The sequence below is a fragment of the Streptococcus pseudopneumoniae genome (assembly GCF_001072925.1).
Classification (GTDB): domain Bacteria; phylum Bacillota; class Bacilli; order Lactobacillales; family Streptococcaceae; genus Streptococcus; species Streptococcus pseudopneumoniae_Q.
The window spans coordinates 23479-42097 of the sequence record NZ_JVHE01000082.1; the positions used below are offsets into that span (position 1 = coordinate 23479).

4 protein-coding genes are annotated in these 18619 nt (G+C 41.6%); 3 read left to right on the forward strand and 1 reads right to left on the reverse strand.

The window, feature by feature from the left end; all coding sequences use genetic code 11:
- Nucleotides 1-114 precede the first annotated feature (114 nt).
- From ADH81_RS04750 to ADH81_RS04760, 3 genes are all read left to right on the forward strand, one after another.
- A complete protein-coding gene (locus ADH81_RS04750) occupies nt 115-2445 on the forward strand; it encodes a DNA translocase FtsK (protein WP_080979276.1) in 2331 nt (776 codons plus the stop codon).
- Nucleotides 2446-2774: 329 nt separating this feature from the next.
- The gene (locus ADH81_RS04755; protein ID WP_080979277.1) at nt 2775-9740 is read left to right on the forward strand and encodes a SpGH101 family endo-alpha-N-acetylgalactosaminidase; all 6966 of its coding nucleotides are present in this window, start codon (nt 2775-2777) and stop codon (nt 9738-9740) included.
- A gap of 156 nt (nt 9741-9896) precedes the next feature.
- Nucleotides 9897-18239, forward strand: coding sequence for an SIALI-17 repeat-containing surface protein (locus ADH81_RS04760; protein ID WP_049526872.1), 8343 nt, complete (start codon nt 9897-9899; stop codon nt 18237-18239).
- A gap of 197 nt (nt 18240-18436) precedes the next feature.
- Here ADH81_RS04760 and ADH81_RS11390 read toward each other — a convergent pair.
- A partial coding sequence (locus ADH81_RS11390; RefSeq protein WP_204374225.1) for a hypothetical protein occupies nt 18437-18619 on the reverse strand: 183 nt, incomplete at its 5' end.

Sequence of the window (18619 nt, forward strand, 5' to 3'; positions counted from 1 at the left end):
AAAATCACATAGAATAGAAAATTCAGAAATATCAACGAAAGATGATTGTGTCTAGTAGATGCAGTCATTTTTTTGATTTCTCTAGATGTTTCTGAAATATGGTATAATAGAAGCATGGCAAACAAAAATACAAGTAAAACAAGACGGAGACCGTCAAAAGTTGAATTAGAAAGAAAGCAAGCTATCCAACGGATGTTAATTTCCTTAGTCATAGCTTTTTGCTTAATGTTCGCTGCCCTGAAATTAGGAGCAGTGGGACTCACCCTTTATAATCTCATTCGTCTATTAGTAGGAAGTCTGGCCTATCTGGTCATTTTTGTCGTCCTAGTCTATCTTTTTTTCTTCAAATGGATTCGGAAGCAAGAAGGTCTGATCTCAGGTTTTCTTTGCATTTTTTCAGGCTTATTGCTGATTTTTGAAGCTTATCTTGTATGGAAATATGGCTTAGAGCAGTCTGTCTTTAAGGGAACTTTAGCCCAAGTTTTGACAGATTTGACAGGTTTTCGTGTGACTAGCTTTGCTGGGGGAGGGCTGCTAGGTGTTGCCCTTTATATTCCAGTCGCCTTTCTTTTTTCAAATATTGGTACTTACTTTATCGGAGCCATCTTAATCTTGATCGGTGCTCTTCTAGTTAGTCCCTGGTCTGTCTACGACGTTGCTGATTTTCTTGGAGCACGTTTTTCGCTTTGGATGGAGCGACGCGAGCTGAAGAAACAAGAACGCTTCATCAAACGGGAAGAAGAAAAAGCGCGTAAGGAGATAGAAGAGCAGGAAAGACTTGAGAAAGAACAAGAGGAGCAAGCCTTGTTGGACATACCTCCTGTTGATATGGAAACTGGCGAGATTTTAGAAGCGCCCCCTGTTCATTTTGATGATTTACCACCTCTTCCTGAGGAAGAATGGATAGAACCTGAAATTATTCTCCCTCAAGCAGACTATGATCTTCCTAGCGAAGTTGATATTCCAGAGGAAGCTGAGTTCTTAGATGATGAGGATGTTGAGGTAGATTTTTCTGCTAAAAAAGCTTTAGAGTACAAACTCCCCAGCTTGCAACTCTTCGCACCCGATAAGCCAAAAGATCAGTCAAAAGAAAAGAAAATCGTACGAGAAAATATCAAAATTTTGGAAGAAACCTTTGCGAGTTTCGGTATCAAGGTAACGGTTGAACGTGCTGAAATCGGTCCATCAGTTACCAAGTACGAAGTCAAGCCAGCAGTTGGTGTTCGTGTTAATCGCATTTCCAATCTAGCAGATGACTTGGCTCTGGCCTTGGCTGCGAAAGATGTCCGTATCGAAGCTCCAATTCCAGGGAAATCCTTGGTCGGGATTGAAGTACCTAACTCTGAAATTGCGACCGTATCTTTCCGAGAACTCTGGGAACAGTCCCAAACTAAACCTGAAAATCTGCTAGAAATTCCTCTTGGAAAAGCCGTTAACGGAACTGCACGTAGTTTTGATTTGGCTAAAATGCCTCACTTGCTAGTAGCTGGTTCGACAGGTTCTGGTAAATCTGTTGCAGTCAATGGTATCATTGCAAGTATTCTCATGAAGGCACGTCCAGACCAAGTCAAGTTTATGATGGTGGATCCGAAGATGGTTGAGTTGTCAGTCTATAATGATATTCCTCACCTCTTGATTCCGGTCGTGACGAATCCTCGTAAGGCCAGCAAGGCCCTTCAAAAAGTCGTAGATGAGATGGAAAACCGTTATGAACTCTTTGCCAAAATTGGGGTTCGTAATATTGCTGGTTTCAATGCCAAGGTGGAGGAATTCAACGCTCAATCTGAGTACAAACAAGTACCTCTTCCTTTGATTGTTGTGATTGTCGATGAGTTAGCTGACCTCATGATGGTAGCTAGCAAGGAAGTAGAAGATGCCATTATCCGTCTAGGACAGAAGGCGCGTGCGGCTGGTATCCATATGATCCTTGCGACTCAGCGTCCTTCGGTGGATGTTATTTCTGGTCTGATTAAGGCCAATGTACCGTCACGTGTAGCCTTTGCTGTATCTTCTGGAACGGATTCGCGAACTATCTTAGATGAAAATGGTGCTGAGAAATTGCTTGGTCGAGGGGACATGCTCTTTAAACCAATCGATGAAAACCACCCTGTTCGTCTGCAAGGCTCCTTTATCTCTGATGATGATGTTGAGCGTATTGTTAGTTTTATCAAGGCTCAAGCAGATGCTGATTATGATGAAAGCTTTGATCCCGGAGAGGTTTCTGAGACAGAAGGTGAGTCTGGCACAGGAGATGAAGGTGGAGATCCACTATTTGAAGAAGCTAAGGCTCTGGTCATTGAAACTCAAAAAGCGAGCGCATCCATGATTCAACGTAGATTATCAGTTGGTTTTAACCGAGCAACTCGCTTGATGGAAGAATTAGAGATGGCTGGGGTTATTGGTCCAGCAGAAGGAACGAAGCCACGAAAGGTTTTACAACAATAAAAAACGTAAAAATAGTATAAAAATGCATGGAAACTTTATTGAAAAGTTAGTCAAAAATGGTCTAACTTTTACGATGAAGTTTCCTTTTTATAGCGATTTCTTTAGAAATAAGGCTATCTGAAAATCGTTTCAGACTTGCCTAATAATCGGATTTTACTTTTACTAGTTTTACCTGTTAAAGTATTGATTTTTTAAACTGTTTTTGATATATTAATTTGGTATAGAAAAAATTATATGTTTATCCAGAAGTGTTTAAAAATTGAGGAGGATATTTTTTTAAAATAAAATGCAAACGCTTACCTGGTAAACTGAAAGGAACAAAAAAACCGATGGATAAAGGATTATTTGAAAAACGTTGCAAATATAGTATTCGGAAATTTTCATTAGGGGTTGCTTCTGTTATGATTGGTGCAGCTTTCTTTGGAACTAGCACTGTTCTCGCAGATTCTGCACAAACAGGTTCAACAGCGAATATGCCAGCTGATTTGGCGGCAGCTCTTGCCAATGCTAAAGAGGATGATGGGCATGACTTTGAAGCACCAAAGCCAGGTGAAGATCAAGGCTCTCCTGAAGTAACTGAAGGACCAAAGACTGAAGAAGAATTGCTGGCCAAAGAAAAAGAAACTGCAACAAGCTCAGCAACTTCAGATACTCTTCCTGAAGAACTACGTGGAAAACTTGATAAGGCTGAAGAAAATGGCCGCACTGCCTCAAAAGAAGAACTAGAAAAAGAAGATAAAAGTTTAGTCCCAGAAGATGTTGCTAAAACAAAAAATGGAGAATTAAACTACGGTGCGACTGTCGAAATTAAAAGCCCTGCTGGACTCGGTAGTGGTATCGTTATCGGGGAAAATCTCGTTTTGTCTGTTTCTCATAACTTTATCAAAGATGTTCCAGATGGCAATAATCGTAAGGTAGCTGATAATGTTGAAAGTGATGAAGATGTTTACACAATTTCTTATCAAGGAGCACCAGACGTCAAATTTAGTAAAAATGATGTGAAACACTGGGATCGTGAAGGATTCCTCAAAGGGTATAAAAATGACCTGGCAATCGTGAAACTTCGTACACCTCTCGCAAATGCTCCTGTTGAAGTGACTGATAAGCCTGCGACAACTAAGGTAGGAGATAAGGTCCATGTATTTGGATATCCAAAAGGAGAGCTTGATCCAATTTTGAATACAACTGTTGAGGATATTAATAATCACGGAGAAGGTGTTCGTGGCATTAGCTATCAAGGAAGTGAACCAGGTGCTAGTGGTGGCGGTATTTTCGATGAAAATGGGAAATTGATTGGTATTCACCAAAATGGTGTATCTGGTAAACGTAGTGGAGGTATTCTCTTCTCACCTGCTCAGCTGGAGTGGATTCAAAACTACATCAAGGGTATTGAAACAACGAAACCAGCTGGTCTAGATGCTCTCGATAAACAAGTTGAGGATAAGGAAGAAAAACCAAAAGAGGATAAACCTAAGGAAGATAAGCCAAAAGAAGAAACACCAGCAGAAAATAAACCTGCTGAAAACAAGCCAGCTGAGAATAAACCAGCTGAATCAAAAGAAGTTTCTCCAGAATGGAAAACAGTTGAAAATAAAGACCAACAGGGAACAGTAACAATCCGTGAAGAAAACGGAGTTCGTTACAACCAATTAGCTTCAACTGCTCAAAATGACAATGGTAAGAAACCAGCCTTGTTTGAAAAAGATGGTTTGACAGTCGATGCTAATGGAAATGCCACAGTTGATTTGACCTTTAAAGAAGAATCTGAAACAGGTAAATCTCGCTTTGGTGTCTTCATGAAATTTAAAGACACTGATAACAACGTTTTTGTAGGGTACGACCAAGGTGGATGGTTCTGGGAATACAAGTCAAATGGAAGTGGACTTTGGTACCAAGGTGGACGTGTTGCAGCTCCAGTAAATGGTTCTGAAAACCACTTGACCATCAGCCTCAAATCAGATGGACAGCTCAATGCAACTAACAATGATGTCAAACTCTTTGACACAGTGACTTTGCCATCTGCAGTTAATGACAAACTCAAAGATGAGAAGAAAATCGTTCTTAAAGCTGGAACCTATAACAGCAGCGAACGTACCATTGTCAATGTCAAAACTGATGATCAAGAAGGTGTGAAAAACGATCAAGAAGCCGCTGAAAAAGAAAAGGGCGACACAGTAGATGATAGCAATGTCAAATACGACACTATCGAATCTACAGTATTGAAAGCAGTCATCGACCAAGCCTTCCCACGTATTAAAGAGTACGTCCTCAATGGCAACAAGCTTCCAGGTCAAGTGCAACCGATTAATCAAGTTGTGATTAATAAACACGCTGTGACTCCTGAAGTTACCTATAAGAAGGTCAATGCAACGACTGCCGAGTATGAAATGAAACTCCGTGATGAGGAAAACCTCATCAATGCAGATATGACAGTTCGTTTGCAAGTGGTGGACAACCAACTTCACTTTGATGTGACTAAGATTGTCAACCATAACCAAGTTACACCAGGACAAAAGATTGATGACGAACGTAAATTACTTTCTTCAATCAGCTTCCTAGGAAATGCCTTGGTATCTGTTTCAAGCGACCAAGCGGGAGCTAAGTTTGATGGGGCAACCATGTCAAACAATACTCACGTCAGTGGTGATGACCATATCGAAGTAACAAATCCAATGAAAGAATTAGCCAAAGGCTACATGTACGGATTTGTTTCAACAGACAAACTTGCAGCAGGTGTATGGAGTAACTCACAAAATAGCTACGGTGGTGGTTCTTACGACTGGACACGTTTGACAGCTTATAAGAATACGATTGGCAATGCTAACTACGTGGAAATTCATAGCTCTGAATGGCAATGGGAAAAAGCGCACAATGGAGTTGTCTTCCCAGCATACACTCAAGAACTTCCAAGTGCAAAAGTTGTCATCACTGAAGATGCCAATGCTGACCATAAGGTTGACTGGCAAGATGGTGCGATTGCTTACCGTAGCATCATGAACAACCCTCAAGGTTGGGAAAAAGTTAAAGACATTACTGCTTACCGTATCGCTATGAACTTTGGTTCACAAGCGCAAAACCCATTCCTCATGACCTTGGATGGTATCAAGAAGATCAACCTCCATACCGATGGTCTTGGCCAAGGTGTACTGCTTAAGGGATACGGAAGTGAAGGACATGACTCTGGACACTTGAACTATGCGGACATCGGTAAACGTATCGGTGGTGTTGAAGACTTTAAGACTCTTATTGAGAAAGCTAAGAAATATGGTGCCCACCTCGGTATCCACGTCAACGCTTCAGAAACTTATCCAGAGTCTAAATACTTTAATGAAGATATTCTTCGTAAAAATGCAGATGGTAGCTATAGCTACGGTTGGAACTGGCTTGACCAAGGTATCAACATTGATGCTGGTTATGACCTCGCTCATGGGCGTCTAGCTCGTTGGGAAGAGTTGAAGAAAGAGTTGGGTGAAGGTCTAGACTTCATCTACGTCGACGTATGGGGTAACGGTCAATCAGGTGACAACGGTGCCTGGGCAACTCACGTTATTGCGAAAGAAATTAACAAACAAGGTTGGCGCTTTGCTATTGAGTGGGGCCATGGTGGTGAATATGATTCTACCTTCCAACACTGGGCAGCTGACTTGACATACGGTGGCTATACAAATAAAGGTATTAACAGTGCCATCACTCGCTTTATCCGTAACCACCAAAAAGATTCTTGGGTTGGTGACTACAGAAGTTATGGTGGTGCAGCTGACTACCCACTTCTAGGCGGTTATAGCATGAAGGACTTTGAAGGATGGCAAGGACGTAGTGATTATAACGGTTATGTAACAAACTTGTTTGCTCATGACGTTATGACTAAGTACTTCCAACACTTCACAGTCAGCAAATGGGAAGATGGCAAACCAGTAACCATGTCTGATAATGGTAGTACCTATAAATGGACTCCAGAAATGAAAGTCGAGTTGGTCGATGCTGCAAATAACAAAGTTGTGGTAACTCGTAAATCTAATGATGTCAACAGTCCACAATACCGTGAACGTACAGTAACGCTCAACGGACGTGTCATCCAAGACGGTTCAGCTTACTTGACTCCTTGGAACTGGGATGCAAATGGTAATAAGCTTGAGAGTGACAAGGAAAAAATGTACTACTTCAATACTGAAGCAGGTGAAACAACTTGGACACTTCCTAGCGACTGGGCAAATGGTAAGGTTTACCTTTATAAACTAACTGACCAAGGTAAGACTGAGGAAAAAGAAGTTGCCGTGAAAGACGGTAAGATTACCCTTGACCTCACTGCAAATCAGCCATATGTTCTCTATCGTTCTAAACAAACAAATCCAGAAATGTCATGGAGTGAAGGAATGCACATCTATGACCAAGGATTTAACAGTGAATCTTTGGATCATTGGAAGATTTCGGGAGATGCTTCTAAGGCTGAAATCGTGAAGTCTCAAGGTGCAAACCAAATGCTCCGCATCCAAGGTAATAAAGAAAAAGTTAGTCTTACTCAAAAATTGACTGGCTTGAAACCAAATACGAAATACGCAGTGTATGTCGGTGTCGACAACCGTAGTAATGCTAAAGCAAGTATTACTGTTAATACTGGTGAAAAAGAAGTAACCAACTACACTAACAAGTCACTAGCACTTAACTATGTAAAAGCCTATGCTCACAATACTCGTCGAAGCAATGCAACAGTTGATAACACAAGTTACTTCCAAAACATGTATGCATTCTTCACAACAGGTTCAGATGTATCAAACGTAACCTTGACCTTGAGTCGTGAAGCAGGCGATGAAGCAACTTACTTCGATGAAATTCGTACCTTTGAAAATGAATCAAATATGTACGGTGACGGTCACGATACTGCAACAGGCGTCTTCAAACAAGACTTTGAAAATGTCGGACAAGGTATCTTCCCATTTGTCATCGGTGGTATCGAAGGCGTTGAAGACAACCGTACTCACTTGTCTGAAAAACATGGACCATACACACAACGTGATTGGAATGGCAAGAAAGTTGATGACGTTATCGAAGGAAATTGGTCACTCAAGACAAATGGACTTGTAAGTCGTCGTAACTTGGTTTACCAAACAATTCCACAAAACTTCCGCTTTGAAGCAGGCAAGACCTACCGTATTACATTTGACTATGAAGCTGGATCTGACAATACTTACGCCTTTGTAGTCGGTAAGGGAGAATTCCAATCTGGACAAGCAAGTAATTTGGAAATGCATGAATTGCCAAATACTTGGACAGATTCTAAGAAAGCGAAACGTGCAACCTTCCTAGTAACAGGTGCGGAAACTGGCGATACATGGGTAGGTATCTACTCTACAGGCAATGCAAGCAACACTCGCGGAGACTCAGGTGGTAATGCTAACTTCCGTGGCTACAATGACTTCATCATGGACAGACTTCAAATCGAAGAAATTGTCTTGACTGGTAAGATGATGACAGAAAATGCTGTCAAGAACTATCTTCCAACTGTTGCGATGACTAACTACACTAAAGAAACAATGGATGCTTTGAAAGAAGCTGTCTTCAACCTCAGTCAAGCAGATGATGATATCAGTGTAGAAGAAGCTAAGTCTGAAATTGCTAAGGTCAATGCTCTTAAAGACGCTTTAGTGATGAAGAAAACAGCTCTTGTAGCAGATGACTTTGCAAGTCTTACAGCTCCTGCTCAGGCTGGTGAAGGTCTTGAAAATGCCTTTGATGGCAACGTTTCTAGCCTATGGCATACATCATGGAGCGGAGGAGATGTTGGTAAACCTGCAACTATGGTCTTGAAGGAACCAACTGAAATTACTGGCTTCCGTTACGTTCCACGTGGTTCAGGATCAAATGGTAACTTGAGAGATGTCACTCTTGTGGTTACTGATGAAACAGGTAAGGAACATACCTTCAATGCAACCAATTGGGCTAACAATAATAAACCAAAAGATATTGACTTTGGTAAGACTATCAAGGCTAAAAAGATTGTTCTAACTGGAACAAGAACCTACGGTGATACAGAAAACCAATATCAATCAGCTGCAGAATTGATCTTCGCTCGTCCACAGGTTGCTGAAACTGGTCTTGACACTACAGCCTATGAAGCAGCCTTGGCAAAAGCTCAAAAATTGACTGATAAAAGTAATCAAGAGGAAGTAGCAAGTGTTGTTGCCAGCATGAAATTTGCAACAGATAATCATCTCTTAACAAATAGAATGCTTGAATTCTTTGCAAATTATCTCGACCAATTGAAAGACCAAACACCTACTCCAACTCCAGATCCAGAACCAACTCCAGAACCTAAACCTGAAGCTCCAACTTCAAGCAAGGGTGACGAAGCTGCGCCAGTTGTTGACCTTCCAGAATTCACAGGTGGTGTAAATGGTGTTGAAGCCGCAATCCATGAAGTACCAGAGTTTACTGGAGGTGTGAATGCAGCTGAAGCCGCTGTTCATGAAGTTCCAGAATACAATGAAGTTGAGGGAACCGCAGGAAATGAAGTAGCTATCCACGAAGTACCAGAATTTACTGGAGGTGTAAATGGAGCTGAAGCCGCTGTCCATGAAGTACCAGAGTATACAGGTGCGATTGGAACAGCAGGTGATCAAGCCGCACCTACTGTAGAAAAACCAACTGAAGGTGTTCGTGTCTTGTCAGATAAGACTACAGGAGTTGTAGTTGCAGGACTAGCAAGAGATTTGGCTACAGATCTTAATCTTAAAGTTCAAAAAGTAACAGACCAAAGTCTACAAGGTGTGAAATTTGATGCTTATGCTCTTCATTTAGTTGATAAAGATAAGCATGAGGTTCAAGCGAAGGGTGTAGTGCTTGTTCGACTTCCAGTTTCTAGTGAAGTAGCTGGAGTATACTACACTGCATCAGGTGAGGCAGTAAGCTTTACAAATGGTCAAGGTACAGTTGAGTTTACAACTAGTCAGCTAGGACATTTTGCAGTAGTTTATAAACAAGTTTCTAAACCACAAACGCCATCAGTAGGAGAACCAGGTCATAAACCACAAACTCCATTAACTGAGGAACCTGGAAGTCAAGTACAGACTCCATCAACAGAGAAACTGGATCATAAACCACAGGATGCAGCAGTACAAAAACTCGATCAGAAATCAGATGATACTGCTAAACCAGAAATGAAGGAAGTAGCAGCTAAACAAGAAGCGAAGGATAAACTTCCAGAAACTGGTACTAGCAAGTCAGATCATCTCTTCTTCCTTGCCAGCCTCAGTCTAGCAATGTCTGCTCTATTTCTTGCAAAGAGAAAAGAAGATTAAAAAATAAAAAGTTTTCAATAAAAGAGAGCTTAAAACTCCACAATCACTGTAGTGGAGAAAAAGAAAACCCAGAGAGGACCCTCTAGGTCCTCTCTTTTTCTAAAGGGGAATGATAGCGCTTACTCCTTGTGAGCGTATGAAAGGAAATAGGAAAAAATGGGAAAACATTTTTTTGAGAAACGGTGTCATTACAGTATACGTAAATTTACAATCGGCGCAGCTTCTGTTATGATTGGTGCCAGTATCTTTGGAACTGGTATGGTTCAAGCTGCTGAAACAGAAGGACCTGCAGAGACAGAAGGTACGGTAACACAGGCTCAGCCTCTGGATAAACTGCCAGCAGATATAGCAGCAGCTATTGAAAAAGCAGAAGCAAGTGCTGGAACTGTAGATGAACAACCTGCAGGGTCAGAAACTGGGGCAACTGCAGCTGAAACAACTACTCCAAAACCAACTGAAACTCCTGCTCCTAAGGAAGAAGTAGCTTCAAAACCAGCTACAAATCCAAAAGAGGAAGCAGCTTCTGAAGCGAAACCAGCTGCAAGTCCTGCGACTAAAGATGTAGTAGATACACCAGATGTCAATCATTTAGAAAAAGCTTCTGCTACAGCATCAAACCATGAAGCCAACACACAATACACAGCAGAAAAGGCGATTGACGGAAAACCTGATACTCGTTGGGCTACTGACCAAAACGTTGAGAAACCAACAATCGAATTTACTCTTGAAAAGACAACAGTGATTAAGCATGTTGAGATTGATTGGGACCGCCGCGTTCGTGGTGAACAAAATGATCCTAATATCAAGTCATGGAACCTCTATTACGCCGGCCAGGATGATGTGAATGGTTCAGGAGTTAAAGAATGGAAGTTGGCTTATCAAAGAACAGGGAATCCTCTTCTTGATGAAAAAATTGACTTGAAAGAAGCTATCCAAGCCAAATACCTTAAACTTGAAATTACAGACTATCAAGCTGGTACAATGAATTGGAAAAATGTTGGGATTCAAGAAATTCGTGCCTACTCAAACATTCCAGACGCTAGCAAACCAACAGATATTCGCCAAGTGACAGAATTAGCTGTTGCTGAAGATGGAAAATCTCTTATCTTGCCTAAATTACCAGGTCAAGTCAGCTTGATTGGTAGCAACAAACAGGGTGTTGTTGACCTAAATAACAAAATCTATAAACCCTTAACAGATCAAACTGTTAAGGTCATGGTCCAACAAGTCAAGGATACTCATACCTTCACAAAAGAATTTGAAGTCCTTATTAAAGGCTTACATGCAGACGAAGGCGTTGGCACTAAACCAGCAGTTGCTCCAGCAGTTCAACAATGGTATGGAACTGAAGGAAAAACTTCTATTACAGCTGATACTGTGATTTCAGTTGGCGATTCTGGATTTGGTCAAGAAGCTAAATTCTATCAGACTGACCTTGAAAGTCGTGGGCTAGAAATCGCTACAGGTGATCAAACAGCTCAAAAACGGATTGAATTTAAAAAGGTTGAAGATAAGGGTTATGGTAAAGAAGGCTATGGTATCACTGTAAAAGATGGTGTTATTACTGTAGAAGCTGCAACCAACGCAGGAGCCTTTTACGCAACTCGTACTCTTCTACAAATGGGCGAAAATGATTTGCAAAACGGAGAAATCCGTGACTTCCCAAGCTTTAGCCACCGTGGCTTTATGCTAGACACAGGTCGTAAGTTTATTCCTTATGATACGCTTGTAGACATCATGCTCAACATGGCTTACTACAAGATGAACGATCTTCAGTTGCACTTGAATGATAACTATATCTTCTTAAAAGATCACTTGGCTGGTAAAAATCTTTCTCAAGATGAAGAACTAGACTATGTCCTCAAAAAAGCTAAGACAGGCTTCCGTGTAGAGACTGATGTTGTTGGTGAAAATGGTGAAAAATTAACATCTGACGAGCATTACACTAAGGAAGAAATGCAAGAAATTATCAAGTTGGCAAAAGCCTTGCATATCAACCTTGTTCCTGAAATTGACACGCCAGGTCACGCTCTTTCATTTGTTAAGGTTAGACCTGACCTTATGTATAAAGGCAGTCTTAGCGACTATAGAGGTAAGCACAATGTTGAACGAGTTGCCATGTTGGACTTGGATAACAAGTACGAAGAAACGCTTGCTTTTGTTAAATCAGTCTATGATAAATTGTTGGATGGAGAGGATGCACCACTTCATGGTGTCTCAACAGTTCATATCGGAACTGATGAGTACTACGGTAGTCGCGAAAGCTATCGTCGCTATGTCAATGATATGATCCAGTACATCAAAGGCAAAGGCCTAACACCGCGTATTTGGGGTTCCCTCAGTGCTAAACAAGGAACTACACCTGTTGATTGGAAAGATGTAGAAGTTGATATCTGGAGTATTGGTTGGCAACGACCAGCAGCGGCCATTGCTCAAGGTGCAAAAATTATCAATATCACAGATATTCCAACCTATAGTGTTCCAAGTGGAAGCAATAGTCAAGGTGGCTATGGAGATTATGCAAACTATGAAACTCAATACAATCGCTGGACACCAAATGATTTCTCAACAGGTGGAGGACCACGTCTAGAAGCCTCTAATCCAAATATCCTTGGTGGTGGTCATGCAGTATGGAATGATAATATTGACCTCCATGAAACTGGACTCACTTCTTACGATATCTTTAAACGCTTCTTCAAGAGTATGCAATCAACTGCAGAACGCACTTGGGGTTCAGACCGTGCAGCCAAGACCTATGCAGAACGTGTTCAACCAGCAAGTGTCTATGCACCACAATCTAACCCAGATAAGACCGTAGCTGAAGAAGACTTGTTCAAGATTAATCCTGAGACTGTCAAAGATTATCTTGCTAAGAAAGTACAGAAGACTGAAGCAGGTTTGAACTTCGAAAAAGATAGCACTATCGAAGGCCTAGTTGGTGATGCTGGACCAAGTCATGTCTTGAAATTGGATGTGACAGTGACTGGTGATGGCGAGCAAACCTTCTCAACAAGTGGAAACAATCAACTCTATCTTGCGGACAAAGATGGCTATCTTGCCTATACTTTTGAACAATTCCATATTCAATTTAACAAGAAACTTGAAAAGAACAAACGTTATCAAATTTCTGTTGTAACCAAACCTCAAGTGACTGAAGTTTATGTGGACGGTGAAAAGGTTGAACGGATTGCGAATCCAGCTAATCCACGTTTGGCTCATAATAGCTTAGTCTTACCACTTGAAACAGTCGGTGGCTTCAAAGGAATCTTGCATAGTGCTGAGTTGTCAAATGAAGCATTTGTAAACCCACGTTTGATTCCAAATGATCATTTTACAGTTTCTGCAACAAGTCAGGAATTGCCAGGAACCAATGCAGAAGGTCCAGTCGAAAAAGCCTTTGACAATGATCCAAATACCTTCTGGCATTCAAAATGGTCTGGTCATCAGGCTCCATTTACAGTGGCAATGAACTTGAAAGCAGCTGAAACAGTTAATGGTTTGACTTATCTTCCACGTCCAGGTGGAGGCAACGGTGTTGTGACATCTTATGAAATCTATGCTCAGAAAGATGGTCAAATGGTTAAAGTTGCTTTAGGAACTTGGGAAAATAATGCCAAAGAGAAAACAGTTAACTTTGATGCCATTGAAACCGATAAGGTAGAATTTAAAGTTCTAGCTGGTGCTGCAGGATTTGGTAGTGCTGCAGAAATTCAACTTCTGAAACCAGTTTCTTCTAACAAGGTGGAAGAGCCAGTTAGTCCAGAGAAACCTGTGACACCAGAAAAACCTGAAACTCCAGAAAAACCTAAAGTTGAGGAAATGGGCGATGGTACAACTGAACTTGCTGATAGCTTTGTAGCTACGAAACCTACAAGTGACGAAGCAGTTGCCGCAGCAGCTCAAAGTCAGGATTATCTCAAGAAAGAGTACAAGGTCTTCCCAACACCACAAAAAGTAACTTATGATGAAGGTGTTACGAAACTCCATAAACAAGTCAATCTTGTCATGGGCGATCAATTAGATATCTATACTCGTAACCGCTTGAAGAGTGTCCTACAAGATCATCAAATCTCTTACACAAGCAGTCAAACAGCAGTGGCAGGTGCTACCAACATCTACCTTGGTGTTCATGGTCAAAATTCACAGGCTGAAAAAGAAGTGTCTGGCATTTCTCAAGGACTCTTTGATAAGATTGATGCCTATGCCTTGTCTATCAAGAACAATACAATCTCTATCGTCGGAAAGGATACAGATGCTGTCTTCTACGGTTTGACAACTCTCAAACACATGCTTAATGAAAGTGAAGCTCCAGTCTTGCGTAATGTGACAGTTGAAGATTTTGCTGAAATTAAGAACCGTGGCTTTATCGAAGGATACTATGGTAACCCTTGGAGCAATGCTGATCGTGCTGAATTGATGCGCTATGGTGGTGACTTGAAGTTGACGCAATACTTCTTTGCACCAAAAGATGATCCATACCACAACAAGAAATGGCGTGAACTTTATCCAGAAGAAAAATTAGCTGAAATCCGTGAATTAGCGCGTGTCGGAAATCAAAACAAGACTCGTTATGTGTGGACCATCCACCCATTCATGAACAACCGTATCCGTTTTGGCAACGATGCTGACTACCAAAAAGACCTTGAAACTATTAAAGCTAAATTCACTCAATTGATGGATGTCGGTGTTCGTGAGTTCGGTATCCTAGCTGATGACGCTCCAAGTCCAGTTGGTGGCTACAATAGCTACAACCGCTTGATGAAGGACATGACAGACTGGTTGACTGAAAAACAAGCAACTTATGTTGGTCTTCGTAAGGAAATGATCTTTGTTCCAGGTCAGTATTGGGGTAATGGACGTGAAGATGAGTTGAAATCTCTAAATGAAAACCTTCCAACTTCAACTTCTATGACCCTTACTGGTGGTAAGATTTGGGGTGAAGTATCTGAAAGCTTCCTCTCTAACCTTAAGAATAACCTGACTGCAGGAGGTAAGACCTACCGACCAGTTTCTCTATGGGTAAACTGGCCTGTTACAGATAACTCTAAACAACACTTGATCTTGGGTGGTGGTGAGAAATTCCTTCATCCGAATGTTGACCCTAGTCTCCTTTCAGGTATCATGTTGAACCCAATGCAACAATCTGAGCCATCGAAGATTGCCCTCTTCTCTGCAGCCCAATATGCATGGAAACAATGGAAATCAGAAGAAGAAGCTAAGAAAGTAAATGACATCGCCTTCAACTTTGTTGAGAACGGTAAGTTTACAGATAGCGAAGCATCTCTTGCCTTCCGTGAGCTTGGTAAACATATGATCAACCAAAACATGGATGGTCGTGTTGTGAAATTGGAAGAGTCTGTTGAACTTGCACCGAAATTAGATGCCTTTATGACTAAGCTAAAAGCTGGTCAAGATGTCGGTGCAGAGCGTGAAGGATTGCGTGCAGAATTTGCTAAACTAAAAGCAGCAGCTCAACTTTATAAAGCATCTGGTGATGAAAAGATGCGTGCTCAAATCCACTACTGGTTGGATAATACCATCGACCAAATGGATGCCTTGAGTGCTCTTCTTGATGGTACAGAAGCTATCGAAAAGAACGATTCTGCAAAACTTTGGGATAGCTACTATAAGGGATTAAAACTTTATGAACAATCACAAACTTATACTTTCCATTATGTAGATCATGATGAGAGAGCTGAGTTGGGTGTTCAACATATCCGTCCATTCTTGCTTGGACTTCGTGAAATCCTCGCAACAGAAGTTCAAAAAGCCTTGCATCCTGACCAAGTCCTTAGTACCTTTATCACGAACCGTACTGGTGTCGAAGGTGGACTTGCTGAAGTGACTGACGGAGATTTGGGAACACATGCTTTGATCAAATCACCAAACAGCATTCAAACTGGTGACTACATTGGCTTGAAATTTAACAAAGCTGTTCCAGTTCAAAACTTGACCTTTGCAATGGGAACTCAAGCAAATCCTCGTGATACCTTCAACAACGCTAAGGTTGAATACCTCAATGAAAATGATGAGTGGGTAACCCTTTCAGAACCAAGCTACACTGGTAATGAACCACTGCTTAAATTTGAAAACCTCAACATCAACGCCAAAGCTGTTCGTATGATTGCGACTTCAGATCGTGGAAACACTTGGTTTGCTGTACGAGAAATTGCTGTGAACCGCCCTGTAGAAGTTACTCGTGCTAAACAGTCAGCTACTGTGACTATCAGTCCAAATCTTATGTACAAGTACAACACAACGGTTGGGCAAATTACAGATGGACGTGATAATACTGAAGCCATGCTTGCAAATGCTGATAGAACAGACACAACTCCAGTAAATGGTTGGGTACAACTTGACTTGGGTGAAGTTAAACCTGTGACCAAGGTTCGTTTGGTTCAAGGATCAGGAGATAAATTGGCAGAAGGTGTTCTTGAATATTCTGCAGATGGTAGCTCATGGCAAGAGTTGGATCGCTTGACTGGTGAACAAACAAAAGAAATCGAAACTCCAATTTCAGCTCGCTACGTTCGTGTTCGCAATACTAAGAACATCAACCTATGGTGGCGTATCGCTGACTTCTCAGTTGAAACACGTGCAGGCAATAGCGAATTGACTGATACAAACGTTGAGAGCTTGAAGTCAACTCCAGTTTATGACAGCCTAGGCCGTTATGACCTTCAAATTCCAAGCGGAACTAAGCTTCCAGCTAATAGCTACTTGGGTATGAAACTTGATCGTCTTCACCAAGCTGAAAGCATTCAAGCACTTGGTACAGAAAATCCATCTCTCAATTTGGAATACTCTCCAAATGCTCAAGAATGGTATCCAGCTGATCAAGTGACAGATAAGTCCTTGGTACGTTATGTTCGTTTGGTTAATAAGACTGACCAAGAACAAGCAGTGACAGCAACTTCTCTACTTGTTCAGACAAAAGAAGTTCAGCCAACCACACTTGATTCTACATCAATGGGAATCCACCAAACATACGGTAGAAACGACGTTCGTAAGATCAAGAACTTGGATCAGTTGTTTGACGGTGTCTACAATAACTTTGTAGAGTTCTCAGACTATGCTCGTAAAGACGGTCATATTACCTTGAAACTTGGTAGCGAACGTGATATTAAGAAGATTAGAGCTTACATCCAAGACGGCACTCAAAACTATCTCCGTGATGGTAAGATTCAAGTCAGTCAAGATGGCAAGACTTGGACGGATGTTGTGACAGTTGGTGACGGCCTTGCTAATGAAACACGTGATGACTCCTTGACAGATGGCTGGACACATGATTCTAAGATGCCAGGAAATCGCTATATCGAGGGTGAACTTTCAAGCCCAGTTAAAGCTAACTATCTCCGTGTTCTATTTACAGCAGACTATGATGCTCGTTTTGTAGGATTCACTGAGTTGGTGATCAATGATGGCGAATTCGTGAAACCAATCAATGACCCAACTGTAGAAGGAAACAGTGGTGAAAGCCAAGGCAACCTTTACACTAACCTCGTGGATGGTAAAGTATTGACAAGCTACAAGGCTGAGAAAGAACAAGGTGAGCTTGTCTACCACTTGTCAGAACCAACAGACGCAAACCATATTCGCCTTGTTTCAAGTCTTCCACAAGGAGTGAAAGCGCGTGTGCTTGCTCGTACTCTTAAAGAAGATAAAAAAGATGCTTGGACAGATCTAGGAGCAATTACCTCAAGCTTCCAAACATTTGCAGTGAGAGAAAAAGCGCCATTGTTAGATGTCAAAGTTGTTTGGGAAGGTGGCAAACCTGAGTTTTACGAAATGACGACCTTCCACCAAGAGCTTCCAGAAGAACCAGAGAAACCAGCTTTAACTACAAGCAAGGGTGATGAAGCAGCACCAGTAGTAGAAGTCCCAGAATTTACTGGTGGCGTAAATGGTGTTGAAGCAGCTGTTCATGAAGTTCCAGAATACACTGAAGCTATTGGCACAGCAGGTGATGAAGCAGCACCAGTAGTAGAAGTTCCAGAATTCACAGGCGGCGTAAATGGTGTCGAAGCAGCTATCCATGAAGTACCAGAGTATACTGAAGCTACGGTAGAAGCAGACAAGATTCCAGCACCAGTAGTAGAAGTCCCAGAATTCGCAGGTGGCGTCAATGGAGCAGAAGCAGCTGTCCACGAAGTCCCAGAATATACTGGTGGTGTGAATGGTGTTGAAGCGGCTGTCCATGAAGTCCCAGAGTTCACTGGTCACGTAAATGGATCAGAAGGAACTACTCACGAAGTTCCAGAATTTACTGGAAGTGTGAATGGTTCAGCTCCAACTACACGTGAAACTCCAGCATACACAGATGAGCAGTCTCTTGTAGCTCTTGCTATGTCACAAGATAAGACCTACCAAGCACCTGCAAGTCATCCATACAAGCTCCCAGAGACAGGTACTAAAGAAAATGCCGGCCTTGCAGCCGTTGGTGTTGTAGGTGCACTTCTTGGTATGTTTGCTATGGGAAAGAAAAAAGACGACGAATAAGATGATGTAAAAGCATCTAATACTCAATGAAAATCAAAGAGCAAACTAGGAAACTAGCCGCAGGTTGCTCAAAACACTGTTTTGAGGTTGTGGATAGAACTGACGAAGTCAGTAACAAAAATATACGGCAAGGCGACGTTGACGCGGTTTGAATTTGATTTTCGAAGAGTATAAGTCATAGAGATTGGATCAAGAGACTAATCTCGAATATAAAAAGCGGACAAAACTAGTTTTCTGATAAACAGAATCTGGTCTTGTTCGCTTTTTCTTAAAGTGAGGAAGCTGATGGTCATTGAAGTTCTTTGAATAAAACATTCCGGCTCTTTGTCAACTGTAGTGGGTTGAATAAAAGCTAACATCTGGAGAGGACAATCGTTGTC